The 24,269-nt window shown below is 67.7% G+C and carries 19 protein-coding genes and 3 pseudogenes; 7 read left to right on the top strand and 15 right to left on the bottom strand.

Annotated elements, in window-relative coordinates:
* Window positions 1–216: 216 nt before the first annotated feature.
* From ABZ624_RS38640 to ABZ624_RS38620, 5 genes are read right to left on the bottom strand one after another with little or no spacing between them, the layout of a single operon-like run.
* Window positions 217–1,431 carry an aspartate kinase gene (locus ABZ624_RS38640; protein ID WP_360099570.1) on the bottom strand — a complete coding sequence of 405 codons (1,215 nt, stop codon included), beginning with the start codon at window positions 1,429–1,431 and terminating at the stop codon, window positions 217–219.
* A gap of 11 nt (window positions 1,432–1,442) precedes the next feature.
* Entirely contained in the window at window positions 1,443–2,798 is a 1,356-nt protein-coding gene (locus ABZ624_RS38635; RefSeq protein ID WP_360099568.1) for a SidA/IucD/PvdA family monooxygenase, read from the bottom strand.
* Window positions 2,795–4,207, bottom strand: a complete 1,413-nt coding sequence (locus ABZ624_RS38630) for an aminotransferase class V-fold PLP-dependent enzyme (RefSeq protein WP_360099566.1) — start codon at window positions 4,205–4,207, stop codon at window positions 2,795–2,797. Before ABZ624_RS38630 ends, ABZ624_RS38635 begins: the two co-directional genes overlap by 4 nt.
* Before the next feature lie 60 nt (window positions 4,208–4,267).
* Window positions 4,268–5,671: a diaminobutyrate--2-oxoglutarate transaminase family protein gene (locus tag ABZ624_RS38625; protein ID WP_360099564.1), complete on the bottom strand. Its 1,404-nt coding sequence runs from the start codon at window positions 5,669–5,671 to the stop codon at window positions 4,268–4,270.
* On the bottom strand, window positions 5,668–6,441 hold the full coding sequence (locus ABZ624_RS38620) for a pyridoxamine 5'-phosphate oxidase family protein (protein ID WP_360099562.1): 774 nt from the start codon (window positions 6,439–6,441) through the stop codon (window positions 5,668–5,670). Before ABZ624_RS38620 ends, ABZ624_RS38625 begins: the two co-directional genes overlap by 4 nt.
* Before the next feature lie 779 nt (window positions 6,442–7,220).
* Here ABZ624_RS38620 and ABZ624_RS38615 point away from each other — a divergent pair.
* On the top strand, window positions 7,221–8,147 hold the full coding sequence (locus ABZ624_RS38615; protein ID WP_360099560.1) for a transposase family protein: 927 nt from the start codon (window positions 7,221–7,223) through the stop codon (window positions 8,145–8,147).
* A gap of 429 nt (window positions 8,148–8,576) precedes the next feature.
* On the opposite strand, the gene ABZ624_RS38610 is transcribed toward ABZ624_RS38615, so the two are convergent.
* The 4 genes from ABZ624_RS38610 to ABZ624_RS38595 all read right to left on the bottom strand — a co-directional run bounded on the left by ABZ624_RS38610 (window position 8,577) and on the right by ABZ624_RS38595 (window position 12,768).
* Complete coding sequence (locus ABZ624_RS38610; RefSeq protein ID WP_360099558.1) at window positions 8,577–9,491, bottom strand: IS3 family transposase; 915 nt, start codon at window positions 9,489–9,491, stop codon at window positions 8,577–8,579.
* Window positions 9,488–9,805, bottom strand: coding sequence for a transposase (locus ABZ624_RS38605; RefSeq protein ID WP_360099556.1), 318 nt, complete (start codon window positions 9,803–9,805; stop codon window positions 9,488–9,490). The genes ABZ624_RS38610 and ABZ624_RS38605 overlap by 4 nt, the downstream gene beginning before the upstream one ends.
* Before the next feature lie 34 nt (window positions 9,806–9,839).
* Window positions 9,840–12,152: a Tn3 family transposase gene (locus ABZ624_RS38600; RefSeq protein WP_360099554.1), complete on the bottom strand. Its 2,313-nt coding sequence runs from the start codon at window positions 12,150–12,152 to the stop codon at window positions 9,840–9,842.
* A gap of 265 nt (window positions 12,153–12,417) precedes the next feature.
* Entirely contained in the window at window positions 12,418–12,768 is a 351-nt protein-coding gene (locus ABZ624_RS38595) for a hypothetical protein (protein WP_360099552.1), read from the bottom strand.
* A 14-nt stretch (window positions 12,769–12,782) separates the two neighbouring features.
* Between ABZ624_RS38595 and ABZ624_RS38590 the strand changes: the two genes are divergently transcribed.
* Window positions 12,783–13,337: a hypothetical protein gene (locus ABZ624_RS38590; protein ID WP_360099550.1), complete on the top strand. Its 555-nt coding sequence runs from the start codon at window positions 12,783–12,785 to the stop codon at window positions 13,335–13,337.
* An 884-nt stretch (window positions 13,338–14,221) separates the two neighbouring features.
* Here ABZ624_RS38590 and ABZ624_RS38585 read toward each other — a convergent pair.
* The gene (locus ABZ624_RS38585; RefSeq protein ID WP_360099548.1) at window positions 14,222–16,648 is read right to left on the bottom strand and encodes a tetratricopeptide repeat protein; all 2,427 of its coding nucleotides are present in this window, start codon (window positions 16,646–16,648) and stop codon (window positions 14,222–14,224) included.
* 30 nt (window positions 16,649–16,678) lie between these two features.
* Between ABZ624_RS38585 and ABZ624_RS38580 the strand changes: the two genes are divergently transcribed.
* On the top strand, window positions 16,679–16,957 hold the full coding sequence (locus ABZ624_RS38580; RefSeq protein WP_360099546.1) for a hypothetical protein: 279 nt from the start codon (window positions 16,679–16,681) through the stop codon (window positions 16,955–16,957).
* Here ABZ624_RS38580 and ABZ624_RS38575 read toward each other — a convergent pair.
* Window positions 16,920–17,123 (bottom strand): hypothetical protein, encoded by a 204-nt coding sequence (locus ABZ624_RS38575; protein WP_360099544.1) that lies wholly within the window; start codon window positions 17,121–17,123, stop codon window positions 16,920–16,922. The two genes, ABZ624_RS38580 and ABZ624_RS38575, sit on opposite strands and share 38 nt — an antisense overlap.
* A 447-nt stretch (window positions 17,124–17,570) precedes the next feature.
* Here ABZ624_RS38575 and ABZ624_RS38570 point away from each other — a divergent pair, with 447 nt between their 5' ends.
* Window positions 17,571–17,705 carry a hypothetical protein gene (locus tag ABZ624_RS38570; RefSeq protein WP_360099542.1) on the top strand — a complete coding sequence of 45 codons (135 nt, stop codon included), beginning with the start codon at window positions 17,571–17,573 and terminating at the stop codon, window positions 17,703–17,705.
* A 281-nt stretch (window positions 17,706–17,986) separates the two neighbouring features.
* Here the strand turns inward: ABZ624_RS38570 and ABZ624_RS38565 are convergent, their stop codons facing one another.
* Complete coding sequence (locus ABZ624_RS38565; RefSeq protein WP_360099540.1) at window positions 17,987–18,127, bottom strand: hypothetical protein; 141 nt, start codon at window positions 18,125–18,127, stop codon at window positions 17,987–17,989.
* Window positions 18,128–18,244: 117 nt separating this feature from the next.
* Here ABZ624_RS38565 and ABZ624_RS38560 point away from each other — a divergent pair.
* Window positions 18,245–18,421 (top strand): annotated as a pseudogene (locus ABZ624_RS38560) (DUF4158 domain-containing protein); the annotation flags it as partial.
* 745 nt (window positions 18,422–19,166) lie between these two features.
* Here ABZ624_RS38560 and ABZ624_RS38555 read toward each other — a convergent pair.
* From ABZ624_RS38555 to ABZ624_RS38545, 3 genes are all read right to left on the bottom strand, one after another.
* On the bottom strand, window positions 19,167–19,370 hold the full coding sequence (locus ABZ624_RS38555; RefSeq protein ID WP_360099538.1) for a hypothetical protein: 204 nt from the start codon (window positions 19,368–19,370) through the stop codon (window positions 19,167–19,169).
* A gap of 213 nt (window positions 19,371–19,583) precedes the next feature.
* Window positions 19,584–20,234 carry a hypothetical protein gene (locus ABZ624_RS38550; RefSeq protein ID WP_360099536.1) on the bottom strand — a complete coding sequence of 217 codons (651 nt, stop codon included), beginning with the start codon at window positions 20,232–20,234 and terminating at the stop codon, window positions 19,584–19,586.
* Between the two features lie 336 nt (window positions 20,235–20,570).
* Window positions 20,571–20,900, bottom strand: coding sequence for a hypothetical protein (locus ABZ624_RS38545; protein WP_360099534.1), 330 nt, complete (start codon window positions 20,898–20,900; stop codon window positions 20,571–20,573).
* Between the two features lie 701 nt (window positions 20,901–21,601).
* Here ABZ624_RS38545 and ABZ624_RS38540 point away from each other — a divergent pair.
* Both ABZ624_RS38540 and ABZ624_RS38535 read left to right on the top strand, forming a co-directional pair.
* A pseudogene (locus ABZ624_RS38540) lies at window positions 21,602–23,281 on the top strand (pentapeptide repeat-containing protein); the annotation flags it as partial.
* Between the two features lie 108 nt (window positions 23,282–23,389).
* Window positions 23,390–23,980, top strand: a pseudogene (locus ABZ624_RS38535) (DUF3710 domain-containing protein); the annotation flags it as partial.
* Between the last annotated feature and the right edge of the window lie 289 nt (window positions 23,981–24,269).

The following is a 24,269-nucleotide window of genomic DNA, read 5'->3' as shown; positions in this document are numbered from 1 at the left end:
GGCAGGCCCAGCCGGGAGCGGACCGTGGCCGCGAGGGTGTCTTCGGGCGTATCTCCTCCAAAGACCGGGGGAGCCTGTGGTTGGGGCACATCCCTTGGCTAGTGAATACGCAGAGTGATGTACGAGAAGAGGATGCTTCCCTTGCCAGTCGGGTGGCCCAAAGGTGAGATCCCCTCGGGCCACCCGACTAATGGCTGAGAGGGCCAGATCCGTTCGCTACACAGACCCGAGGCCGAACGCGGAGTGTACCGATGCCACGGCGGCGGGGAGGTCGCTGTCGGCACAGACCGCCGAGATGCTGGTATCCGTGGTGGTGAGCAGGTCGATCTTTGCCCCGGCCTTGTGGAGCGCTGAGATGAACAGTGCACAGATGGCACCGTTGGGGCGCAGCGCGGTACCGATGATGCTCACTGTGCCTGTCGGTTCGGTGTGTTCGATGTGGGCGATGCCGATGTCGCTCTGGGCGGCGGTCAACGCCGTCATTGCTCTGTTCTCCTCGCCGCTCGGCAGCATGATGTGAATGGTGTGGTGTCCCGCATCGGTGGAAGGGGTTCGCACCAGAGCGGTGATGGTGACATCCGAGAGTATTTGAGCGACCTGAGCCGTTCCATCCGCGAGGCCCGTTTCGGTGCGGACGGTGATTCTGGTCTGTCCTCGGCTGTGAGTGATTGTATGGACTTGTGCTTGTGTTGAGGCGTCAGCGGCGGTGACCCAGGTTCCGGGACTGTCACTGTATGAGGATCGGACGAGCACGGGAGTCCGGGTCCGCTGGGCGTGTTCCACGCAGCGGGAGTGCAGGACCTTGGCGCCGTTTGCGGCGGCATGCAGCATCTGCGGGTAGGCGAGGTGCGGGATGCGGCGGGCTGTGGCCACGATCCGGGGATCGGCGGTGAAAACGCCGTCGACGTCTGTGTAGATCTCGCAGTGGGCGGCGCCGAGAGCAGCGGCGAGTGCGACAGCGGTGGTGTCCGAGCCGCCCCTGCCCAGGGTGGTGATGTCATCGGTGGTGTCGGCGATGCCCTGGAAGCCGGCGACCACGGGAATCATTCCTTCCGTGAGGCACTGTCGTACGCGCGAGACGTTCACTTCGATGAGGCGTGCTTCGCCGTGGGAGGTGTCCGTGATCAGGCCGGCCTGCCAGCCGGTGAGGGACTGGGCGGGGTGTCCAAGGTGGTTGAGGATGCTGGCCAGCAGGGCGGCGGAGGCGATTTCGCCGGTCGACAGCAGTGCGTCGAGTTCGCGGGCCAAAGGGGCGGGGGCCGCCTGGTGGGCCAGGGCGAGTAACGCGTCCGTGGTGCCGGCCATCGCGGAGACGGTCACAGCGACGTCATAGCCTTCTCGCCTTGCGTCCAGTATGCGCCGGGCAGCGTGCCTCATGCGCTGTACGTCCGCGAGCGAGGTGCCACCGTACTTGTGGACGATCACGGCCATGACTCTGTCCCCTAGGCCTGATGTGGGGAGGGAGGATTGGGGAGTCCGAACCGGGTGAAGGCGGTCCGGTCGGGCAGTGCGTAGACGTCGCGTTCGCAGGTCTCGTTGACGATTACGGCTGCGCGCCAGGCGGCGAGGCCGAGGTCAGGAGCCCCTACGCCGTGGGTGTGGCGTTCGGCGTTCTGTACGAAGACCGAGCCGGTGATGGTGTCGTCGGTGCGGATCCGATAGTCCAGGCCGATGTCCAAGCGTCCCGTGCTGTCGCGCAGCAGGTGAGTGGCTAGGGGGGCCAAGGTGGTTTCGATGGGGCGCTCGGTGTAGCCGGTGGCCAGAACGACGGCGTCGGTGCGGAAGGTGATGTGCCGGCCCTGTTGGCGGGCTTCGGCGTCGAGTTCGATGCGGGTTCCGATGCGGCGGGCCGCCGTGACCGTCACCCCGGGGGTCAGTGTGACGTCGGGCCAGGAGCCGCCGATGCTGCGTTCGTAGAGTTCATTGTGCAGATCAGCGAGGGTGCGCTCGCTGATGCCCTTGTACAGCTGCCATTGCTGTGGCACCAAAGACGCCCGGACGTCGGGGGCCAGGGAATGGAAGTAGCGGATGTAGTCTGGGGTGAAATGCTCCAGGCCTAGCCTTGAGTACTCCATGGGGGCGAAGGCGGGGGTACGCGCCAGCCAGCGCAGACGGTCGGCCTGGGGCCTGCGGCGCAGCAGGTCCAGTACGATCTCCGCCCCGGACTGGCCCGAGCCCACGACAGTCACATCGCCAGCGGCCACCAGTTCCCGCCGGTGGGTGAGGTAGTCGGCGGCATGGAGTACGAGGGTGTGCGGATCGTCGGTGAGGGAGCGCAGGCAGGCGGGGACGGCGGGTTCGGTCCCGACGCCGAGCACGATGTTGCGGGCAGCTTCGCGGGTGGTCGAGTTGTCTGGGCCGGTGTCGGCCGTCTCGACCTGGAAGAGCTTTTCGTCGGGGTCCCAGTGCACGGTGCGGACGCGCTGGCCGAAATGGCAGCTGGTCAGGGACCGGCTGACCCAGCGGCAGTAGTCCTCGTACTCGATGCGCGGAATATGGAACCGTTCGGCGAAGTAGAACGGGTACAGCCTGCCATGGGCTTTGAGATAGGACAGGTAAGACCAGCGGCTGGCCGGGTCGGCGAGGGTCACCAGATCGGCGAGGAAAGGTACTTGGACGGTGGCGCCCTCGATCATCATCCCGGGGTGCCACCGGAACTCCGCCTGCTGTTCGAAGAAGGCGGTGTCCAGATCCGTAACCGGTTCCGACAGGGCCGCCAGGGCCAGATTGAACGGGCCCACGCCGATGCCCAGCAGGTCCAGGGGGGCGGTCGGCGACCTGCCCTGGTTAGTCGTCATTGTCCTCTCCCTGTGAGTGGCAGGTGCGGCCGTCGCGCGCCGTGTTCGGCCGCGGAAGTCGCCACCAGGTCGAGCAACCTTTCGTAGTCGGTGAGGGTTGTGTGCGGGTGCAGGATGGTGAGCTTGAGCCACATCCGCTCCCGGTCATCCTGGTCGGGCATCCGGGCCCGCCCCAGGACCGCCGTGCCGGCGAGCAGGTGCCGACGCAGCGCAGCAAGCGTCCGATCGCCCTCATCCCCGAGGCGATCGCAGGCGAGGGGGCGGAACAGCACGGTGCTCAGCTCCGGCTGCGCCCACAGCCGCAGCCCCGGATGACGCTCGATGTAGCCGGCGACGTCGGTGGCCGTACGGCAGCACTGTTCCACCAGAGCGGCCATCCCCCTTCGGCCGATGGCCTGCAAGGTGACCGCGATCTTGAACGCGTCGGCCGGGCGTGAGGTGCGCCAGGAGCGTCCCAGCAGATCAGGCAGGCCAGCTTCAGTGTCGTCGTCGGCGTTGAGATAGTCGGCCCGTGTGGCGAGCGGGGCGAACAGGGTGGCTTCACGGGCAGCCAGCATCCCCGCGGACAGCGGCTGCCAGCCGAACTTGTGCAGGTCCACAGAGACCGTGTCGGCCTGTTCGACGCCGTGCAGTCGGTGCCTGAGCGCGTCGCTGAACAGGGTGGGCCCGCCGTAGGCGGCATCCACGTGCAGCCATGCCCGATGAGACCGCGTCAGCTCGGCGACGTCCCTCAACGGGTCCACTATTCCGGCATCGGTGGTACCCGCGGTGGCGACCACTACGGCCGATTCCAGGGAGCTCAGGGTTTCGGCTAGATGCGAGATGTCCAGACGCCCCTGCGGACATCGCACCACGGCGGGCGGGCGGAGTCCGAGCATCCATGCGGCGCGGGCCACACTGTGGTGGGCGTTTGATCCGCATATCACCTGGAGCGGTCCTTCTCCGCGGGTCTGTGCGTGTTCCCGGGCCAGGAGCAGCCCGGTCAGGGTGGAGTCGGTGCCGCCGGTGGTCATGACTGCACTGGGGGCGGATGTGCGTGGGAAGACCATGCGAGCGAGGGCATCGGTGAGCTGCTCCTCGATCACACTTGCGCACGGGGCCTGATCCCAGGAGTCCAGGGAGGCGTTGAGGAGCGCGCTGACGGTATCGGCTGCCACCGCCACCGCCAGAGGCGGCGTGTGCAGATGTCCTGCGCACCAGGGCATGGCGGGGTCGGCCGCGCCCTCGGCCAGCATCTGCGCCATGCGTGGCAGTGCCTCCAGGCCACTGCCCGTCTCTGGCAGGATGGGCCCGCAGGCCGCGGTCACCTTCTTGGCCAGGTCAGCGGCATCAACGGACGGGCAAGGCCCTGAGCGGGCCTCGGTCCCGGCTTTGACCGCCATCAGGGCGGGCCGCAGCAGATCCAGCACGGCCACAACTCCCCGCGGGCCACCGGCCAATGCTGCCGCATCACATTTGTCCATGGCGCGTCACCGTTCCTCGTGCCCGTTCCAGGAAGCGCACCGTGTGAACGCCACGGAGAGCCGCTCCAGGATCTGGTCGGCCTGTGCATCGCTGAGGATGAGCGGGGGCAGGAGCCGCAGCACCGTGTCGTGCCGGCCCCCCAGTTCCAACAGCAATCCGGTGTCCACGCATGCGGAACGCAGTGCCTGCGCACGGGCGGGTGCAGGCGGCAGTACTCCCAGCCGATCCGGTGAGCCGTGGGGGTCAACGACCTCCACCCCGAGCATCAGCCCCCGCCCGCGGGCCTGCCCGAGGAAGCCGTGCGCGGCGACCAGCTGTTCCAGGCCCTCGGCCAGCCGCGCTCCGACCGTGACTGCGCGCTGGTCGAGGCGTTCCTCGCGTACCGTGCGCAAGGTCACTTCGCCTGCAACCATCGCCAGCGTGTTGCCGCGGAACGTTCCCGTGTGGTCACCCGGCAGCCATACGTCCAGTTCCGGCCGGTAGGCAATCAGCGCCAGCGGCAGTCCGCCCCCGACGGCCTTGGACATCACCAGGATGTCCGGCACCACGTCGGCTCGTTGGCAGGCCCAGAAGGTTCCGGTGCGGCCGACGCCGGTCTGGACTTCGTCGAGGATCAGCACGATGCCGCGCTCCTCGGTGATCCTCCGTACCTCGCGCAGCCAGTTGTCGGAGGCCGGGATCACCCCGCCCTCCCCCTGAACGACTTCCACGATCACCGCGGCCGGAAGAGCGAGCCCGCTGGCCGGGTCGTCCAGCAGGTTCTCCAAGAGCTGTACGGACAAGCGCGCCGTCTCGCCGCCTCCCACTCCGAAGGGGCAGCGATAGTCGTACGGGAAGGGAAGCCGGGAGACCTCAGCGCTGCCCGCCCCCGCCAGCATCCGCATCCTGTCGCCCCCGCTGACCGCGGACGCCCCCATGGTCATACCGTGATAAGCGCCGGAGAAGGCCACCACGCCTTGCCTGCCGGTGGCCAACCGGGCCAGTTTCAGAGCCGCCTCCACCGCATCGGCTCCGGTCGGACCACAGAAGTGCACCCGCGCCGAGCCGCCAAGGTCGCCCGGCAACACGCCGAGGAGTTCGCTGGTGAACGCGTCCTTCTCCGGCGTGATCATATCCAGGACATGCAGCGGCGCTCTCCGTTCCAGAGTCGCCCTCAACACGTCAACTACCGCGGGGTAGTTGTGCCCCAGGGCCAAGGTTCCGGCGCCGGACAGGCAGTCAATGTACGTCCGCCCGTCCATGCCGGTGACCAGTGCTCCCTGTGCATGAACCGGAACGACCGGCAGATGTCGCGCATAGGTGCGCGCCGACGATTCGCGCTCTGCCTGCCGCCCTAGCAATCGTGCGCGTAACCCCTCGTCAGAGGTGATCGCGCGGCCGTCCGCCGGCCCAGTGACATCCTGCTTCATTCGCTCTCACCCAGCTGATAGCGAGCCATGTAGTCCGGCAGCGGGACCGCAACGGCACTATGGTCCTCGCGTGCCGGCCCTGCGGTCATCCGCAGCGGAATCACTCCGGCCCAGTGCGCCAGAGCCATGTCCTCCGGCTCATCGGCCACCCCGCCGGTCTGGATACGCGCCGACACCTCCACCAGTGGAATCGTGAGCACCGCAGTCTGGGCCAGCTCCCGCGACGACGGAGGGCGGGTATCCGCCGACCGCCCCCGGGCCAGCTTGTCCAACAATGCGGCCATCACCGCCCGCTTCTCCCCCTCCTCCGTGACCGGACACGCCTGCCCGTGCACTGTCACCGACCGGTAGTTCAGCGTGTGCATGAACTGCGCCCGAGCGAAGACCAGTGCGTCGAGCAGCGTCACTGATACACATACCTGGGTCCCCACACCGCTGGCAGCGAGCATCAGACGGCTTCCGGTCGACCCGTGCAGGAATAACTGGTCACCGATCCGGACATGCATCAACGGGACGACCCGCGCTTCGCCGTCGACCTGATACCCGGTATGGCAGACCAACGCCTCATCGACGATCCGGTAGATAGTGTCCTGGTCGTAACGCATCAGACCGCGCTCCCTCAGCGGCTTGATGCGTGCACGCTTCGATTCCGTGGGCATCGCATCCGTCCTCTCCCCGTCAGCGCTGCCGAAACGGGACGATGTCTCGACCACGCGGCTCACTTGCTGATGGACAACCAGACATTCGACATGTTCGCGCTCATCGGTCATATGTATGTGGTGCGCTTGGCGTACGGCACACCGCATGCATCGCGGCAGGCATCATGCCGACGCGCCAGGAGGTATGGGCATCGAGCAACAGCCAGGACTTCTCTCACTCATTTTCGTCGGAACGCAGGCACGGCCCACCGCCGGGACGGTCTTCGAGGTACACAGGAGAGGCAGTTCCACGGCTCCGGGCGCCAGGCCAGGAACTCCCTGATCTGCGCGGCCAGACCGGGGAGAGCTCCGGCCGGTACGGCCCGCGGCCGAGCCGATCAGGTCAGCCAGCCGGGGCCTACTGGGTGCTTGGCCTGTCATCGAGCTCTTCCTCCGCCGGAATCCTGGGCGGGCGCGGCCGAGATGAAGCCAGCACACCATGCCCGTAGTTGGAGGCGGGTGACCGCCGGGTGCAGCCAGTACACAGCCTGATAGTCACTCTGCCCAGGGGTCTGAAGCCGCTCAGACCGTGCACTCCATGCGACTTTGTGCCTTTGTGAACCCGGGTGCGGCGGGGCCATCGATAAATTGGCTCTTCGCTCGTTTCTGTGGGTCTGGGTGGCTTGGCCAGATGCATCCGAGGAGGGCGGGTGTAGCCGACGAGGCAGGGAGCAGGATCATGGCTCGGAGGGCTTCGACGCTGCGGAAGCCGTAGGCCCGCCGGATGAGTAACGACCTCACCCGCGATTGATCGGGATGGGGCCGTGACATGACGAAAGCCGCGCGGGTTGGGAAAGGGTGTGAAGCGATCCTGGGCCCGCGCGGCTCTGTCTCATCCTGCCTTCTGCGGAGTGAGCCGCCAACACCTCGGCGAGTTGCTCGATGAACTCGAACCCCAGTGGCAGGCGCGCTGTGAGGGCAGCCGCCATAACCGGCGCGGGGGTGCCCGCCGCAGACAGGCCGGTGCCGGGCCGAAGTACGAACTCGCCTTCCAGGACCGGCTGGTCGTCACGCTCGTCCACCTGCGTACCGGCCTCACCCAGGAGGCGCTCGCGGTGGCCTACGGTGTCGGCTCATCGACCATCGGCCGGGCGATCGGGGAGGTCCGCCCCGTGCTCGCGGAGCGGGGCTTCGCCATGCCCGGCCGTCCCGGTGTGCGGCTGCGGACGCTGGAGGACGTGTTCGCCTACGCCGAGGCCGAGGGCATCGAGCTGCGGCTGGACGGGGCCGAGACCCAGGTCCGCCGCCCGAAGGCGGGCAGGCCGGGACGCCGGGCGTTCGTCTCGGGCAAGCGCAAGCAGAACACCATCAAGACCACCACGTTCAGCGACCACCAAGGCCGGATGCTGTTCTCCGGCATCGAGCGGCCCGGACGGATGCACGACCAGACCTGCGTGCGTACCGAGGGCATCGCCGAACAGTTCCGACGGCGTCCCACGGTCAAGGCCAAGGTCGACTCCGGCTACCAGGGTCTGGCCAACGAGTTTCCCGGCCAGGTCACGGCTCCGCCGAAGAAGCCCAAGGACGAAGCCTGCGACGGCGACAAGCGGGCCTGGCGCGAGGCCAGACGCCGACAGTCCTCGGCCCGGATCTGCGTCGAACACACCAACGCCGAGCTACGGCAGTGGGCACCGATGCGCCGCTTCACCGGACGCCGCGAGACCTACCCGCAGACCCAGCGAGCAATCGCCGGCCTGATCTCCGACCGGACCGCAAGACGCCCCACCCGCCCCGGGCACAGCACCGAATTGATGCTCGCCCGCGACGTCACCCGCTGATCATCCACCAGCCGAACCGCCAGCCCAGCACACCCACATCTCAATCGTGGGTGAGGCCGTAATCAGATCGTGACTAGATAGGTGGGCGTAACGTGCCGTTTCGCGAAGATTACTCCGCCCTCTTTGCCTAGGGTTCGTCCTCGGTTGGGCGTCGAAACGGCGACGACGTCATCTGCGCCGGGGGACGGCAGCGACACCGTCTACGGCGAGTTCCAAACAACAGGTGAGTTTGTCAACGGCCTCTTTCCATGGCCGCAGTCAGAGGTTGCCCTCGGCACCGACACGATCTTCGGTGAAGGCGGCGATCACCTGCCGATCGGTGATTTTGAGACGTCGGTGGCTCTCGCGAGTGGGGGGCACTCTCATGGTGACAACATCTCCGGCGGGGAGAGGCCTATTGTCAATCCCCAGAAAGCGTGGAGGACTTCCCTATGCTGCTCGGTCCTCCTGATGGGCCTGCGTCCTGGCCTCGGTGACGGTTCGCTCGAAGTCCACTGGCGCCAGTCCGCTGGCGGCGCTGTGCCTGCGGCGCGTGTTGAAGAAGTCCGTGATCCATGTGGCGATCTTCAGCCGGGCCTCGGCGCGGGTGGCGAAGCGATGCCGGTGGATGTACTCGGCCTTGAGCGACGAGTGGAACGATTCCGCGGCCGCGTTGTCCAGAGCCGATCCCACACGCCCCATGGACTGGACCACGCCCAGCTGGGCGCAGAGGCTGTGGTACGCCTCACTCGTATATTCCGACCCGCGGTCCGAATGAAAGATCACGCCGTCCACGGCGCCGCCGCGTGTCGCGGCGGCCATCTGCAGTGACGCGCTGACCAGCAACGCATCGTGCCGAGGGCCCATCGCGTAGCCGAGGACCCGGCGTGAGAACGCGTCGTGGACACACGCGAGGTAGAGCTTGCCCTCCCCGGTTTCGATCTCGGTCATATCGCCCCACCACAAAACGTCCGGTGCGATGGCGTCGTAGCGGCGAAGCACCAGGTCACGGGCGGCTTTCCGCTTGCCCTGCCGGGTGAGGTTCTTGCGCCGGCGCGGGGGCTTGCGGCCCTGGAGCCCGAGTTCGGCCATGATCTGGGCGACGGTGTTCCGCGAGACCTGCCAGCCCTCGGCCCACAGGTCCAGCGTGATCCGCGGCGAGCCGTACGTGCTGCCCGAGAGGCGAAAGAAATGGGTGATCCGCTCAGCCAGAGCAGCCCGTCTGACCTCGCGTTTCGTCGGCTGCTCGGACCGGCGGCGCCATTTGTAGAACCAGGACTCGGACACCTCGAGCGCCCGGCAGGCAACCGTGTGCGGGACATGGTGCTCGGTCCGCTGGCCGGCGATGAAGCCCGCAACCGTCACTTCGTCGCCTCCTTCACCCAGAGGACCACGGAACGCTTGAGGACATCGCGCTCCATCCCGATCTCGGTGTTCTCCTTGCGCAGTTGCTTGTTCTCCTCGCGCAGCCGGCGCAGTTCCTCGCGTTCGGACTCGTTCAGTCCGCCCGCGGCCTCCGCGTCCGCGCGGACCTTGGCCCGGTGGACCCAGGTCTGCAGTGTGCCCTCATGCACCCCCAGGTCCCGGGCGACCTCCGCCGCGGACTTCCCAGTCTCCAACACGATGCGTACCGCACCCTCACGGAACGGCGCGTCGTACGACCGTCGCTTCCCACCCATGACCCTCAACTTCCCCTTCAGTCACACCTCCACGCTACGAGGGGAAGGTCAGGTAGACGGCTTCCCACACTCCGCAGGGAACGAATCTTGAGAAGAGCGCGACGTAGGCGTCGGCGACCAGATGGTGGGCGATGCCGCCGTAGCCGCCGTACCGGATCGAGGTCTCGGCCAGGAGATTGTCGACAGCCGCGTCCATCATCGTACCGTCCACCGCCGCCACAGACCCATCCCCCCACGCCCGCACCAGATCCAGGTCAAGGTGGGCGTCGACGACATCGGCGCCGGCCCGGGCCAGGTTCTTCGGCGTGCAGTGGCGTTTGGCGATCGCGGCCAGCTCGTGCGCCGCCACCGTGCGGATGTGCCGGGCCGCCTGCGTGGCCCCGAGTCCGGAGCCGTAGGTGAACGCGGTGACCACGTACCGGGCCAGCGGGTCCTTCAGCTTCGGATCCGACCCGGACAAGGGGCCGAACCGGTGCCACCAACCGGTCCAGTGTGCCGCCCGGGCGAGGTGTTCCAGGATGCCGCGGGCCGGCAGACGCTGGTCCATCTCGGCCTCCAGCGCCTCGGCGGAGGCGGTGCGCTCACGGCCTACACGCTGCTTGAGCGAGGGCACCCCGGTCACCGGGTCGATCGTCAGGTCGGCGTTGTCCGGGTACCCCGCGTCCACCTTGTCCGCGATTCGCGTGAGCTGCTGCTCCAGGTTCTCCACGAAGCCGTCGGCCGAGTCGGGGATGCCGGCCTGCTCGCAGAACTTCGGTATCTGCGGCTCCACTTGGGCCCAGGGCAGGAGCATGGTCGTCCAGTCGCCGAAGTCCTCGGCACCGGCCACCGCGATGTCCCCGCAGCGCAGCTCTTCGACCAGGTAGGTGAAGACCATGGCCTCGAAGTGCCGGCGCACCAGCATCCCCGGCCGGTCCTTCGCATACACCGTCGTCCGCCACTGCTGCGAGGCGAACGACAGATCCAGCACCCGCGGCCCCGAGCCCTCCTGCCCGTCGGCGGTCGGTGTCGCAGGCGCCACGGCCGTGTCAGGGATCAGCTCACGGGTCAGATGCCGGTGCGTAACGGCATGTTCCAGGGCGTCCAGCACACTGCGGTCCTGGGAAGTGGGCACGAAAGTGAGGGTCCGGGCGAGTTTGAACATCGTCGGCCGGTCGGGGCGGAAGAAGCGTTCCACCAGCGGCGTCCAGTTCCCGCCCCGATACGCCGCCAACGCCTCGATCTCCGCGAGCTGGGCATCGAAACCGCCGCCCGCCTCCACCACCTCGCGGACACGCTTCACCGCCAACACCTCGTCCAGGCTCGCCTGCCCGGTCTGACCAGTGTGCTCGCCGAGACTGTGCTCCTTCAGCACGGTCAGGACGTCCTTGTAGGCGACCAGAAGCTGCTCGGTGGACGCCTTGTGACGCTGCTCCAGATCCGCCAGCTCCTCCTGGGCCCGCCTGGCATGCCGGGCCATCCGCTTGGACAGCATCACCACGAACTCATCACGCACCCGCGCCCTGGCCTTGGCCACCGTGCACGCAAGCAGCGCGGTCCGCCGCGGCTCGGAGATATCCAGCATCTCCCCCACCGACAGCACTCTCGCCTGGTCCGCGAACGCGCTCACCTTGGCCGCGGCCACGCCCTCGACCCAACGCGCCGCGTCCCCGAAACCGTCGACGAGGTCGACACGCTCGCCGTGCTGCCGATACTTCGACCACGTCGCCCGCCGCCCCGGCTCCTTGACCACATCGAACGGACTGCGCCGCTCACCCTCCGGCACCACCAACAGCCCCGCCAGACGCGGCCGAGCCGATCCCACCCGCTCGGCGATCCGGGCGCAGATCTCGCCCTCCACCCGCGTTTTGATGGAGGCCGCCATCCGGTCCAGCGTGGAATACCCGGGCAGTTCCAGGCCCGTGCGGACGATCTCCTCCAGCGCGACGTTCACCAGGTCCACCACGGAAGCACGGACCGGCGCCGCTTCTTCCATCGCAGCAGCGGCGACCTCACGGGCCCGGGCCGGGTCATACGTCAGGCCCAGATACTCCCGGATCCAGGAACGGTAGCGCTTCACCGTCCGCTCCTCCGCCAGCGGCATGACACCCTCCGGCAGACCGACCGCGGCCCGCACACGAGCGACGACCAGCGCCGGAACCTCGTCCAGACCCGGGAAATAGCCCAGCCTGGCACAGGATTTCAGCAACACCAGGAGCGCCAGGAGCGACTCCGGACGGCCATGGGTCCGCTTCACCGCCCACCCGGTCTCAGCCTCGTCCGGGGTGAAGAACTGCGCCAACTCGCGTTCGGACATGACCCGCTTGAAACGCGGATACGCCGTCCGCTCCACCGACGCCACAACCACACCGCCAATCACATGATCGGCAGCACACTACCCCCACCACCACGCCTACGATCATCACGGATCGTCATCCCGAAGCGAGCACGCTCCGCAGTCAGTCATTACACAGCGTGCCCAAGTGGCCCCTTTCGCGCGTATCTTCTCCGGCCCCCAGCCTTGCCGCGGAAGCCGAAGTATCAGCAGCAGCACCGGCGCCCAGGCGCCCGGCATGACATACGAACGCCTTCGTACAAAGGGCTCGACTTCGGGTGAGTGCTACCCGGCATGATCAGCAGTTGTGAATACAGACCTGATCGTCAACGCCGTCACGGGTCTTGGAAGCGGCCTCCTTGGTTTCGCCGGCGCAACCCTTGCCGCTCGCACCCAGGCACGCCCCGCACAGCAGGCCGCGGAAGCCGCCCGCGCACAGGCAGACGCCGCCTACCGTTCCGCCCTCGATTCCGCACACGCGCAGATCTTCGCCAGCGCCTTGCAAGAGACCAACGCTGCCCGCAGGCCGGTCTACTCGGCATTCGCGCGCGCAGCAGAGCGTCTCGTAGATGCTGTCTTCGATGAGGTGATCAACCCTGACAGCGGCGGCAGGCGTATGACGACACCCTGCGAGCAGCGCAGGCCGCATATGCAGATCTCCCCATGGAGGGGCCGCCGCACATCGTCTCCCTCGGCGCGGCCTGCGTCGACGCAGCCATCGCGGCACGAAGGGCGGGAACCAACAACGGCACAACGGTTCTGGTCCTGAAGAAGATCACCGCACTTCGAAGTACACCGGAGACGGCATCTCTCGGCTTCTCCATATCTACGGCATGCGATCTTTTGGGCGCCCTCGTGCGGCAGATGCCCGACGTCTGGTTCACCGACAACCTCCTGTACCTGGCGTCGTTCCCGGAACGCGACGCACAACTCCAGAACATCGGGGGCAACGACGCGGATGCGCCCAGCAACTGGACTGTCGATCACCTGTTCGCCAAAGGGCGCGACCTATACGAACGCCTGAGAGAAGCCGCACGGGGCTTCCACCTCGACTACGACCGCGAGGCGCGGCACGTCTACTGGGCCCTCTTCCGGTGGAAGCACACCGATCCGTGGGAGTTCGCGCGGGAGACCGTCCACGATGCGCGCGCCTCCGTGCGTGCTTTCGGGACCGCGTGCGGCGCAGTCCTACATGGCGAACGGTTCGACGCGACCTGACCACCAAGCGGCGCCGTCTACTTCGCCCACGCGGTGTTCTCCGGCAGCAGGGTCGACTTCACCGGCGCGGTGTTCTCCGCCGGCCCAGTCAGCTTCGACGGCGCGGTGCTCTCCGGCGCCACGGTGAACTTCGCCCTTGCTGGCGGTGAGCCAACTGGGCTGATCCCGTCGGCCGGAACGCCTCTCTCACACGGGCTGCAGCTGGCGCCCGCGTGGTACCCCGCTGGTTCCTGATACGGCCGCTGGCGATGAGAGCTGGGGAGCCTATCGGGGAACCATGGTGTAGGAGCGGCCGGACATGCACCGAGACCCGCACCACCGGGGAGAGGCGCGGGTCTCGGTGCATCGCGGGCCATGCACGACCGGCGGTCGGGGGGCCGGATCGGTCTTGTACGGTCCGGAAGTCCCGGCGGCGGCAACCAGAGCGCCTGGAGCCGCGGGGGCTTCGCCGGATCAACGACCGATCATCCGGCACGTCACTGCTGCTACGCCTCCGGCGGACTCGCCACCAGCGGTGCCTCCGACGCGATCACGTCCCGCAGCACCTCCCCGTCCTGGCGGATCTGCTCGCGCTGGGTCTCCCTGTTGCACATCGGTAGCTACTTTCGAAAGGTTGCGCCAAACCTCGGCGTCTGGTGCCAGGAAGCCTGGCCGAAGGTGGCTTTGTACCGGTATCAGCGCTACTGACTGCCGCCGGATGGGTCGGGCGCGGGGGCGCCGGTCCCGGTGCGCGCAGGTTGCTGCGCTGGACCCAGCCAGGCCGGTGCACGCGCGGAAGGCGCTCTCCAGACCACCTCGGTGGGTCGCCATTCCCTCCGGAGCGTCTCCGCCCGGCCGGATGTCGAGCCCGGCGCGGGCGCCGATCCGGGTGATGTCGCCGATGGTCACGGGCTAGAGTCCGCCGGCCAGGGTGGAGTGGGCGAACCGTCCGGGTCTAGCCCGTACGGCCACCACCTCTGGAAACTGAGGACAGTTTCGCCGGCGTCGGCGGCTTGCCGGGCCAAGGCGTCGGCGCTCTCCTGGTCCCCGGCCTGCTCTCGCATGCGCGCCAGGCTGTACAGGGCGTAGGGCCAGCCGGCGTCGGCGGCCTGCCGGGCCAAGGCTTCGGCACCCCCCGGGTCCTCAGCCTGCTCCCGCAACCGCACCAAATTGGGCGGAGCGTTCCCGTCGCCGGCCTCGGCGGCCTGCCAGTAGAGGGTTTCGGCACCCTGCCGGTCTCCGACATGCTCTCGCATCCGTGCCAGGGCGATCATGGCAGCGGTGTTGCCGGCGTCGGCGGCCTGCAGGAAATAGGTTTCGACACTCTCCGATCTTCCCGACTGCTGCCGCTTCCACGCCATGTAGGTCAGAGCACGGGGCCCGCCAGCGGCCTGGTCGTAGAGGGTTTCGGCGCTCTCCAGATCCCCGGCCCGCTCCCGCATCCGTGCCAGGCTGAGTAGGGCACCGAAGTAGCCGGCGTCGGCGGCCTGACGGTAGAGGGCTTCGGCGCTCTCCAGATTCCCAGCCCGCTCCGACATCTCGGCTATTTTGAACAGGGCAAAGGGCTCGCCATCGTCGGCGGCCTGACGGTAGAGGGTTTCGGCGCTCTCCAGATCCCCGGCCAACGCCCGCATCTGGGCCAGGCTGGTCAGGCCCGTCGGGCCGCCGACGTCGGCGGCCCGACGGTAGAGGGCTTCGGCGCTCTCCAAATCCCCGGCCCGCTCCCGCCACCACGCCAGTCTGAGCAGGGCGTCCGGGTGGTCGGCGTCGGCGGCCTGCCGGTAAAGGGTTTCTACGCTCTCAGAGTCCCCGGCCAGCGCCCGCATCTGGGCCAGGTTGAGCAGGGCACCCGGGTGGCCGGCGTTGGCGACCTTGCGCCAGAGGTGGTGGGCCCACTGCAGGCGCTGTCGATGGTCGGCGGCGGTCGCCAGAGTGTGCAGGTCATCGGGGTCGGTGAGATGGGTGTGGGCGGCGTGCCAGAAAGAGGCGGGCGGGCAGAGCCTTCGGCGCGTGGTGCGACCGTGCTGTTCGAGGTAGTCCGCGAGGCGGAAGACGGGTCCTGACGCTGGGACGGGCGTCACGGTTGGTGCAGGAACGCGCGGGGGGCGGGTAGCGGTGCGGCGCAGGGGGACTTGTTTGCCGTGGACGGGGCGGGCGAGATCTGCGAAGGCTCTTTCGGCCCAGTCTTCGGTGAGCTGGTCGTAGTCGTCGTCGGTGAGGTAGTCGGTGGCGGCAACGATGAGAAACGCCTGCGGGAGGTGGAGTCCGACACCGAGGCGTCGGGCGTCCATCGCGGCCTGAAGCAGAGCTCTGACGGGCGGGGTGCCGTGTTCGTAGCGGCGCATGAGTTCGGGTGCGCCGGCGAGGTCTTGGGTGACCCGTCCGTGGGCGTGCGCGCGGGTGAGGGCGTCCTCCATGAACCGGTCGCCGCCGCGGGCAAGGATGGAGGCGGCATGGATCGCTTTCTCGTCGAAAGCGTCGGGGACCGTGAGGGTGCGTCCGGTCAGGAGTTCGCGGACGCGACTATGGGGGTCAGCCTGCCCGGGGTTGGGCAGGGCCGTGTACGAATTGGCGTACTCGGGCCACAGCGTGCCCAGGACGAGGACCGGCCCACGGGCCACGTGGGTGAGCAGAGTGTGCAGTGCAGCCGCGATGCGCTCGCCGACGTGGGGGTGGCCGAGGTAGTGCTGGGCTTCGTTGAGCCAGACCACTGTGCGGGGCGCCACGCGGTCGAGGTCGGCGAGCGCGGCCTCGGCCCGGGTGGGATCGTGCGGGTGCCACAGTCGCCACCCTTCGGCCGTGAGTGGTTGGACGGCCTCCCAGCACGCCCGTGTCTTGCCGGTCGATGACGATCCGACCAGGACCAGCATCCGGCTGCGGCCCGCCGACGCCTCACCCACCGCCTCGGCCAGGATCTGGTCATGGGCGCGGCGCACATAGCCGGGAAGTGCCCGCTGGGCCCGGGCGCCGGAGTGAGCCGCAGCAGTGGCGGTTCCGGCTGGATGGACTTCCAGGTCGTGAGGATCCCACTGCCCGATTGGCTTGCCGAGCCCCTCATCCCGCACACGAACAGGACCGACCTCACCTGCCGCGGTCCGTCGCAGCTCCAGCATCTGCTCGTCCGGTAGGCCCAGTTTGCCGGCCAGCGCCGCGACCGTCGCGGCAGACGGTACGGGCCCACCGGGCTGGAAAGCCGTCTGGATGGTCGTGCGTGCCAGTCCCGTCCGGGCAGCGAGCTGGATCTTGGTCAGCCCTTCGCGGGCCAGAGCGTCCTCAAGCAGCTGGCGCAGCTCAGTGAGCGCAGCCTCAGGCTCATCCGGTCCCCCGACCACGTGCACCCCCCAGCGTCGTTGTGTTCAACGATGTTCATCATCGTCCGGCCGGACCACGGCGAACACCGCTTCCAGGACCTTCGGTCACGTCAACCTCTCAACCGCTACGGGGAGATCGCCGTGAACCACATTGCCGTCGTCCTGCTCGCCGCCGCGCTGGTCGTCGTGCTCGCACTCTTGGCCGCCGCAGCCGCGGGCACGCTCGCCCGCCTCGACGGCGCCACGTACCCCGCTGCCCTCATGCGCGCCGCCACCACCTTCGCCGCCGCGGTCACCGGGGCACTCGCACAGCTCCTCCCGCGGGCTTGAGGTTGAACGCCCCCGTAGATTTTTTTTGCCGTTCGTCCGGAGCCCGCTGGCCGGTACGCGACTCCAGCACCCCGTGCAGGGCGTTCTCCTTGAACCCGTCGTCGGCCTCGCGGTAGCGGCGCATGACCTTGGAGCCGGGGACCCATCCGCTCTGCTTATCCGCCACGGCGTCGGGGTTGCCGGCGCGGGAGGACGCGGTGACCAGTCCGCGGTGGGGACTGTGCCCGCTGGGCCGGATGCCGAGTCCGGCGCGGATGCCGATGCGGGTCAGGTGTGAGGTGCCAACTTGGTGGGCTCAAGAAGGGACAAGTCCCCTCCAGGGAGACGGTTTTGGCGTCTTCGCTAAAAAAGGCTTCCCTACCCCCACACGTTCGCAGGTGGACGCAGTGCCCTGCCTAAGATTGTTAGAGCACAACCGAGACCGAAGCCTTCGATTCTGCGGTTGTGACCGGCTCGACATCAAAATTTGCGTGGCTTAGGTCGCCCCTACCCTTCGAAAGCAAGGTATCCTGATCCCGCCTCACGGATCCTCCCGAACTGGGTTGCCTCGGCGCCAAGTTCACAGACCTCCGGGACCAGTACAGCGTGGTGCCGGGCCGGAGGGGAAAGTGAGGTGGTGCTGATGAGCGCGCCGTGGGACAAGCCCGACAGGGAGAAGTGGCCCGAGCCAGATAAGTGGCAGGTCTCCCTGGCGGTGGCAAGTCTGCTGGTGGCAATCGTCGCGCTGGCGGTGCAGTTCACTCAGTGACGCCACTGGGTCCGCCTCACGACCGGTCGAAATCGGTTCACGGTCCCGCTGCGAATGCAGCGAGCCCGGCCGCATGACGCTCGACCGGGCTCGTGAACTGCGTGGAGGGCCTGACCCGGATGCCGCCGGGTCGGGTCTCTCTGCGTTGGCCAGAGTTACCCCCTGCCAACGCGTATAACTTTACCAGCTTTAAGCCGGATCCGGCATGAAACAGCAGGTCAGAGGGCTAGTCACCCGCCTTTACGCATCCATAGATGCGTGCTCACCGGGGATGCCCTCGCCTACAGCACGCCGAGCAGGGCGTTGTCCTCCCACTGGTCGACGACTTCGAGGTAGCCGGCGAGCACCTTGGAGTGCGGGGCCCATCCGCCCTGCTTGGCGATGACGATCTGGTCGTGGCCCTTCACGGCCTCGGGGAACATCGGTACAGCGGTTATCGGTGAGAACGATCATGGTCGTCTAGCACAGTGATCCACTTCGCCGCTGGGCTTCGGTGAAACGCCTTCGGGCCTGCTCCGGGGCTGGCTACGGTACGGCTCGTGCCGGTGGAATTTCTGATCGATGAACAAGCTGAGGCGTACGGGACGTTCGCCGAGGAGCCGACGAGGCCCGAGCTGGAGCGGTTCTTCTTCCTAGACGACGTGGACCGAGACCTGATCGCCCTGCGGCGGACGAAGCACCACCAGCTCGGCTTCGCGCTCCAGATGTGCACGGTGGGTGGTCCGCACCTCGATCACGATCCTCGCGCAGCTGTACGCCGCGCCCGGCTCGTCGGCACGGTGAGGGGCGGCGCACCATGTGGTGTGCCGCCTCTTCCCCGTACGGATCAGTCGGGTGGGGAGGTCTGGTTGGCTTGGGTGAGGAGGCGTTCCCAGGTGTGTGTTGACCCGCCGTGCTGTTGGGCGAGGGATGCTGCGATGTGGTGGCGGGGGGCGTCGCCGGCAGTGCTGAGGGCTGCGACCGCGGTGTGCAGGCGGGGGTCGCCCCTCGTAGGCGCCCGTCTCCGACGTCTGCCACCGCCGACCGTGGCCGTACGGGGGGCTACGGCTCGGTCGGCCAGGTCGCCAAGGGGGTGCCGGTCTCCTCGTCGGTGAGGGTGATGCGTGCGCCGGGGATCGCGGAATCGCCCGCCATCAAAAGAGGGCTCCGGGAGCAGGCTCCGGTTGCGGTTCCGAGATGGCAAAGGGCAGCTGGCCATAGACGGTCTGCTCGGAGGGTTGGGGCCCTGGCCCGTGCCTCCGCCGGCGACGGGTCGAGGTTTCTTGGTAGGCCTTCAAATCCTCATGTAGAGGACGTACACGGTCGGGTCTGCGGCTTCCTCCAGCGCTGCCAGGGCCCGAACGGTGGCCGAGCCCCGCCGGGTGTCTGGGGCAGCAGGCTCATCCTGTTTCTCATGTCGCCACGCGCGTGTCCATGCCGCCTCCCAGTCCGGCCACTGCGCCTCCGGTATTTCGCAGGCCCTCAGATACGCGTGGAACTGCGCGAGCCCGTGGGGCATCGCCTGCTTGTGCACGATGCGGTGCGCCGTACTGCGAGGCAGACGGCCGTGCCGCCTGCCCGTTGCTCGAGGTCGCCGAGGAAGAGGATGACCATCCAGCGGTCACGCTTGCGGAAGCCGTCCCCCTCGCCGCCGTAGACGGAGTCGATGAACTCCTGGGAGCCCATGTACCGCCGTGGGCGTCTCGCTTCTTGCCGTTCCTCATGAAGTCGGCGATGAAGTCCGCATGGCGCTTGAACACGTCGATCTCGATGACGACCCGGTTCACGAAGGCGGCGATCTCCGCAACCGACTCATCGGGTGCGGAGAACTGCTCCCACAGACGCAGCGATGAGTCCGGTCGGTCTGGCCACCCAGGCCAGCAGACTTCGATCGGCGCGTCAGCTGAGACCGAGTCGGCTGAGCGCGGTGGTCCAGTCGTTGACGATTGCCTGCTGCGCCGCCTGGAGAGTGACCTTGCCGGAGCAGACGGCGGTGTGCAGCTTCGTCTCCACCGGGTCCTTCTTGTTGTTGATCCCGCCGCCCGGCTTGTGGCCCGGGTCAGCCGGCTCCACCCACAAGTTGCGGGCGTCGTTCGGGTCACCCCCGAGCTGCAGGGAAAGCAGGTGGTCATACTCGGCGTCCCCGAGGCTGCCCTTGTAACCGTATGAGCCAGCGTTCGCCTGCTTCTCCTTCCGGGTGATCGCCTCCGGGGGGCGGATGTTCTTGGTGTAGCCGCCCTTGCGGCAGATCGTCGTTGACAGGTTCCCCTGTGTCACGGCTGGCGAGGTCGCCCCTGGAGTGCACGCCGGATCTTCGAGCGGCTCGCCCTTCTCGTACCGATAGTGACAGCTGCCCGCGGGCGGTTGCTGCTGCACCGTGTAGGTCGTCTGTGGCCCAGCCCCCACCGGGATCTTCGTCGCTCCTGCAGGTGCAGCACTTGTCGACGGCCCCGTCGTCGACGCTCCGCCCTTCCCCGAGGTGTCCGACCCGGAGTGCGAACCGGATGAACAGCCCGTCAGCAGCAGGCAGGAGAGCAGCACCGACGGCACCGCACGATGGATGGAACCCATGACAACCCCTCACGTACGAGCGACAACTTGGCACATGCTCCCCCACGCCGATGCCCTCCTACCGCTCACCACCGGGCGCACAGGTGCGAGCCCGGCTCTCTGGCAGAGGTGTGGAGACGAGGGTGGATAACGCGCGGCTCGCGGCCGCTGCCCCCCTTCACGATCGCTGGCGACCGGCATCCGGGAAGGCCAGCCCCCGCCGCCCCAGGCGGTCGGTGGATGCGGCGGGACCGGATCCGCACGCGAGAACCGCTGGTCAGGGGCGTTGTCAGTGCCAGCGGCGGCGCTCGGGCTGCGTGCCTGATATGCGCCGACTCACCGCCCCGCCCTCCGTACGGCGGGGGGCTCGGGCGGTTCGGCGCGCGCCAGGACCACGGTCGGCTGGGCGGCCGACTCCGGCTCGCCGGCCTGCTGCCGGGGGAGAGCGGGCGGCGCCGCGGGGCGTCCCCAAGGTAGGAGCCCGCACAGCGCGGAGACGAGGTGCGCCAGCCCCAGCAGGACGGCGGGCAGGTCGGCCCGCTCGGCCTGACGCAGGGCGACCCAGGCCACGGCCGCTCTGCAGCCCTCCCGCAGGAGTCCGAACACCGGCGTGACGTGCTGCGGGAGTACCTGCGCCACCGTGAGCGCATGTATCGGCTGCGACACGAGCACCGCTCCGAAGCCGGGAAGAAAGAACAGAACAGTAGTCCGGCACTCACGGTGGTCGAGGGGCTCCCATGCCTCCAGGAGGACGCTCGTGCACCGCGCATCTAGCGTGAAATTGCTGGTCATGAGGGGGAGGACTAGAGCATGCCCGGTTCAGTCATCTGGTACGGCCACATCGCGCTCGGCTTCGCCACGGTGCCTGTCAATTTGGCCAGCGCCATCGAGCGCGACGGACCGCCGCTGCACCCGGCCCACGCCGCCGACGGGTGCTATGGACGGATCCGCTGCCGAAAGGCGTGTGAGGTCGAGGACCGCGAGGGAGCCTCCTCCCGCCCGTCGTTCCCGCTCAGGTGGAGGGACCACTCCTTGAGCTGTTGGAGCAACTCGGTGGCACGGGCATGCCCGGTGGGCCAGAACGGCAAGACGATCAGAGCCGGGATGCAACACACCGTAACCATCAGCAGGGGCAGAAGGCACAAGGCGATCACCAGAGGACGTTGGCGTCCCCTGGATAGGGCGGCCGCGGCCGTGAGAAAGGCGGACATGATTGTAGAGGGCATCCTTTCCGCCCGGACCGACCGGGGCAGCAGGTGAGGCGACACCCTCAGCTTCGAATGGCCTGACCCATTGCCGGAAGCCGCACCACTAGGGGCAACGTCCAGTGGGACCATTGCACTTCGCGCAACGCCACAGGGGGCATCATGAACGGCGGAGAGCACGTGCAGCCGGAGTTGGGACCGGTAAAGTACGACGTGGCCGAGCCCGATCTGTCCTTCGTCCTGCGCCTGCGGGAGTTGTACCAGCACAGCGGCTGGACGTCGCTGCAGTCCTTTGCCGATGCCGTCGGCTACAGCCGAGGCACGCTCTCACGCTTTCTCTCCGGCGAGCGACGCCCAAAAGCAGACTTCCTCGACAAGGTGTTTGCCGCCCTGGAAGGCAGGACGGGGAACCCGGTGACCGAGGAAGCCCAGGCGAGCACCCGGCGGCTGTACTTCGCATGCATCCGCACCACGCGGCCGTACGAGTACCAGGTCTTTGAGCTGCGGGAGGAACTCAAGGCTTCGTACTGGGAGCACCAGGCGGCCGAGCGCCACATCCAGCACCTGAATCAGGAGCTGCGTGAAACCAGGAACGAACGCGACCAGATCGAGCGGGAACGCCAGGCGTTGGAGGAGGCCGCTGGCCACGACGTGGCGGAATGCGGCCTGCTGCAGCAACGTCTGACAGAGGAACAAGCCGCGTATGACAGGGCCCGGACCACGCTCAACGAGCAGATTGCCGAACTCATCGACAACCTGCGCCAGGCAGAACGCGACCGTGATGAGACCCGGCAAAGGTGCGAAGACCTCCATGAGCAGCTTCGCACCGCGCAGATACGTGCCGAGGACGAGCAGCAACAGCTCATCGACGATCAAGAACGACAGCTCCGTGCCGAACGGGAGCGGCGTGAGTCCCTGGAGCAGACCCTTGAAGAAGTGCTGAGAAACCTGACAGCACCAAGCGGCACTGTGACGTTCTATGGCCTAGATGGACAGGGCCTTGTGGAGGAGGTTCCTGTCGCCAACAGTGCTGACCAGGGTGTTGCCAACGACGCAACACCCATCCCGCAGCCCTCGGAGCTGCTGGTGGCAGCCGAAGCCCGTCGGCTACGCGCCCACGTCGACGGGGAGCGGTTGGAAGCGGTGATGAACCTGGCTTCCCTGATGCGAGAACTGCCGCACACGGCACCGGAGATCATCAACGTGCTGTGTGCGTACCTACGCCGCTCCCGGCCTGCGGACCTGCGTGGCGTGCCTGATCAATCCTTTTACGCCGCACTCCGAGCGATCCGGGAGCGGCCTCACCGCAGGCAGACCCTGATCGACCTGACCGGTGCCAACCTGGCCTACGCCGACCTGTCCGAGGCACCACTGGCTGGAGCAACGCTCCGAAACACCGTGTTGAACAGGGTCGATCTGTCCGAGGCCGACCTGACCGGGGCTGATCTGCGGGGCGCTGATCTTCGTGGAGCAAAACTGCGCGGTACTCGTCTTTCCGGCGCGGATCTTGGCGGCGTGCCCGGTCTGAGAGCCGTGCGCCTGCAGGAAGCGATCGTCGATGCCAAGACGGTTTTGCCGGAGTACCTCAAGCGCGTCCGCGTCAGACGGCGGTGGGTCATCGTCGAGACGCCGCCCGAGTCGCCTTCTGGTGAGGAACAGTCCATCGGCCGCGCCCTTGCTCAGGCGCGCATGAGGACCGGACTGACCGTCGAGGAGATCAGCGCCGCCACCCGGGTACGTGTGCCCCTCGTATACGCGATCGAACGGGACGACTTCACCCCCTGTGGCGGTGACGTCTATGTGCGCGCCCACATCCGCGTTCTCGCGCGTGCGGTCGGCCTCGACCCCGGTCCCCTGTTGGAACAGTACGCCGCCCAGCGCAGCGGGCCCCCTGCCTCAACTCCGGTGGTGCCCTTGCACGAGGCCGAGCGGATCCCGCGCGCGGCGGCACCAGCCGGCCCGTGGGACGTGAGCGACGTCAAGGATCCCGACAGCGGCAGAATCGACCTGGGCGGGCTCTTTGTGCCAGGGGTCGAGGGCATGGAGTTGCGGGTCGAAGTGGCAGGCAAGGACATCGTCGCCGCGACCGTTGTGCACCGGGAGAGCGCGATCCAACTGCAGGCCTTCGCGGCGCCGAAGTCCGAAGGCATCTGGGACGAAGTGCGTTCCGAGATCGCAACCGGGATACGTGACCAGGGCGGCCTCGTCGACGAGGTCGAGGGCCGGCTCGGCATGGAGCTGCGGGCACAGGTACTCGTGCAGCTCCCGGACGGCACGGGTGGGTTCCAGGTCGTGCGTTTCGTCGGCGTGGACGGACCCCGCTGGTTCCTGCGCGGTGTGATCTCCGGGCAGGCCGCGGTGCAGCCGGCGGCCGCCGCGACCTTGGAGGCGGTCTTCCGGGACACCGTCGTCGTACGGGGGCAAAGGGCCATGGCTCCCCGCGACCCCATCACACTCACACTGCCGGACTGGGCACAGTCGGAGCGTGAGGACACGGCCCTGGACCAGCAGCCCGCTCCGCCCTCTGCCGACACTGCGTGATGAGGTCAACGCACAGGCCCCTGCGGCCTGGCCCCAGGCTCCGGCTTGGTTCGCCGATAAGCTCCCCGTATCCGAGCTGACAAAGGGGCCCAAGCTGCGGCCGCTTCTCGCAGCTCAGGCCCCTATCCGTGACTGTCGGCCAGCGGGGCATACTCGAACCATGTCGGAAGCAGGGATCGATGCCGCAGCCAATTCCTGGCTCTGGCCCGTAATCGGTGGTAACCAAGGGTGACGGGCGCCGTTGGTGTGGTGTGCGAGATGTCAATGAGCTTGTGGCTGTGGTGTTTTC

The sequence above is a fragment of the Streptomyces sp. NPDC007205 genome, from assembly GCF_040634095.1.
Lineage (GTDB): Bacteria > Actinomycetota > Actinomycetes > Streptomycetales > Streptomycetaceae > Streptomyces.
This window is presented reverse-complemented; position numbering and strand designations above follow the sequence as displayed.

What these genes read in the sequence shown, in the direction of transcription:
- ABZ624_RS38565 (WP_360099540.1), bottom strand. Translation starts at nt 18,127, where the DNA reads ATGTTCCCCGAGGCCGTGAAGGGCCACGACCAGATCGTCATCGCCAAG.
- ABZ624_RS38590 (WP_360099550.1), top strand. Translation starts at nt 12,783, where the DNA reads ATGGAGGGGCCGCCGCACATCGTCTCCCTCGGCGCGGCCTGCGTCGAC.
- ABZ624_RS38595 (WP_360099552.1), bottom strand. Translation starts at nt 12,768, where the DNA reads ATGCGGCCTGCGCTGCTCGCAGGGTGTCGTCATACGCCTGCCGCCGCT.
- ABZ624_RS38605 (WP_360099556.1), bottom strand. Translation starts at nt 9,805, where the DNA reads ATGGGTGGGAAGCGACGGTCGTACGACGCGCCGTTCCGTGAGGGTGCG.
- ABZ624_RS38620 (WP_360099562.1), bottom strand. Translation starts at nt 6,441, where the DNA reads ATGACCGATGAGCGCGAACATGTCGAATGTCTGGTTGTCCATCAGCAA.
- ABZ624_RS38625 (WP_360099564.1), bottom strand. Translation starts at nt 5,671, where the DNA reads ATGAAGCAGGATGTCACTGGGCCGGCGGACGGCCGCGCGATCACCTCT.
- ABZ624_RS38555 (WP_360099538.1), bottom strand. Translation starts at nt 19,370, where the DNA reads ATGGGCTCCCAGGAGTTCATCGACTCCGTCTACGGCGGCGAGGGGGAC.
- ABZ624_RS38635 (WP_360099568.1), bottom strand. Translation starts at nt 2,798, where the DNA reads ATGACGACTAACCAGGGCAGGTCGCCGACCGCCCCCCTGGACCTGCTG.
- ABZ624_RS38640 (WP_360099570.1), bottom strand. Translation starts at nt 1,431, where the DNA reads ATGGCCGTGATCGTCCACAAGTACGGTGGCACCTCGCTCGCGGACGTA.
- ABZ624_RS38580 (WP_360099546.1), top strand. Translation starts at nt 16,679, where the DNA reads ATGTTCATCATCGTCCGGCCGGACCACGGCGAACACCGCTTCCAGGAC.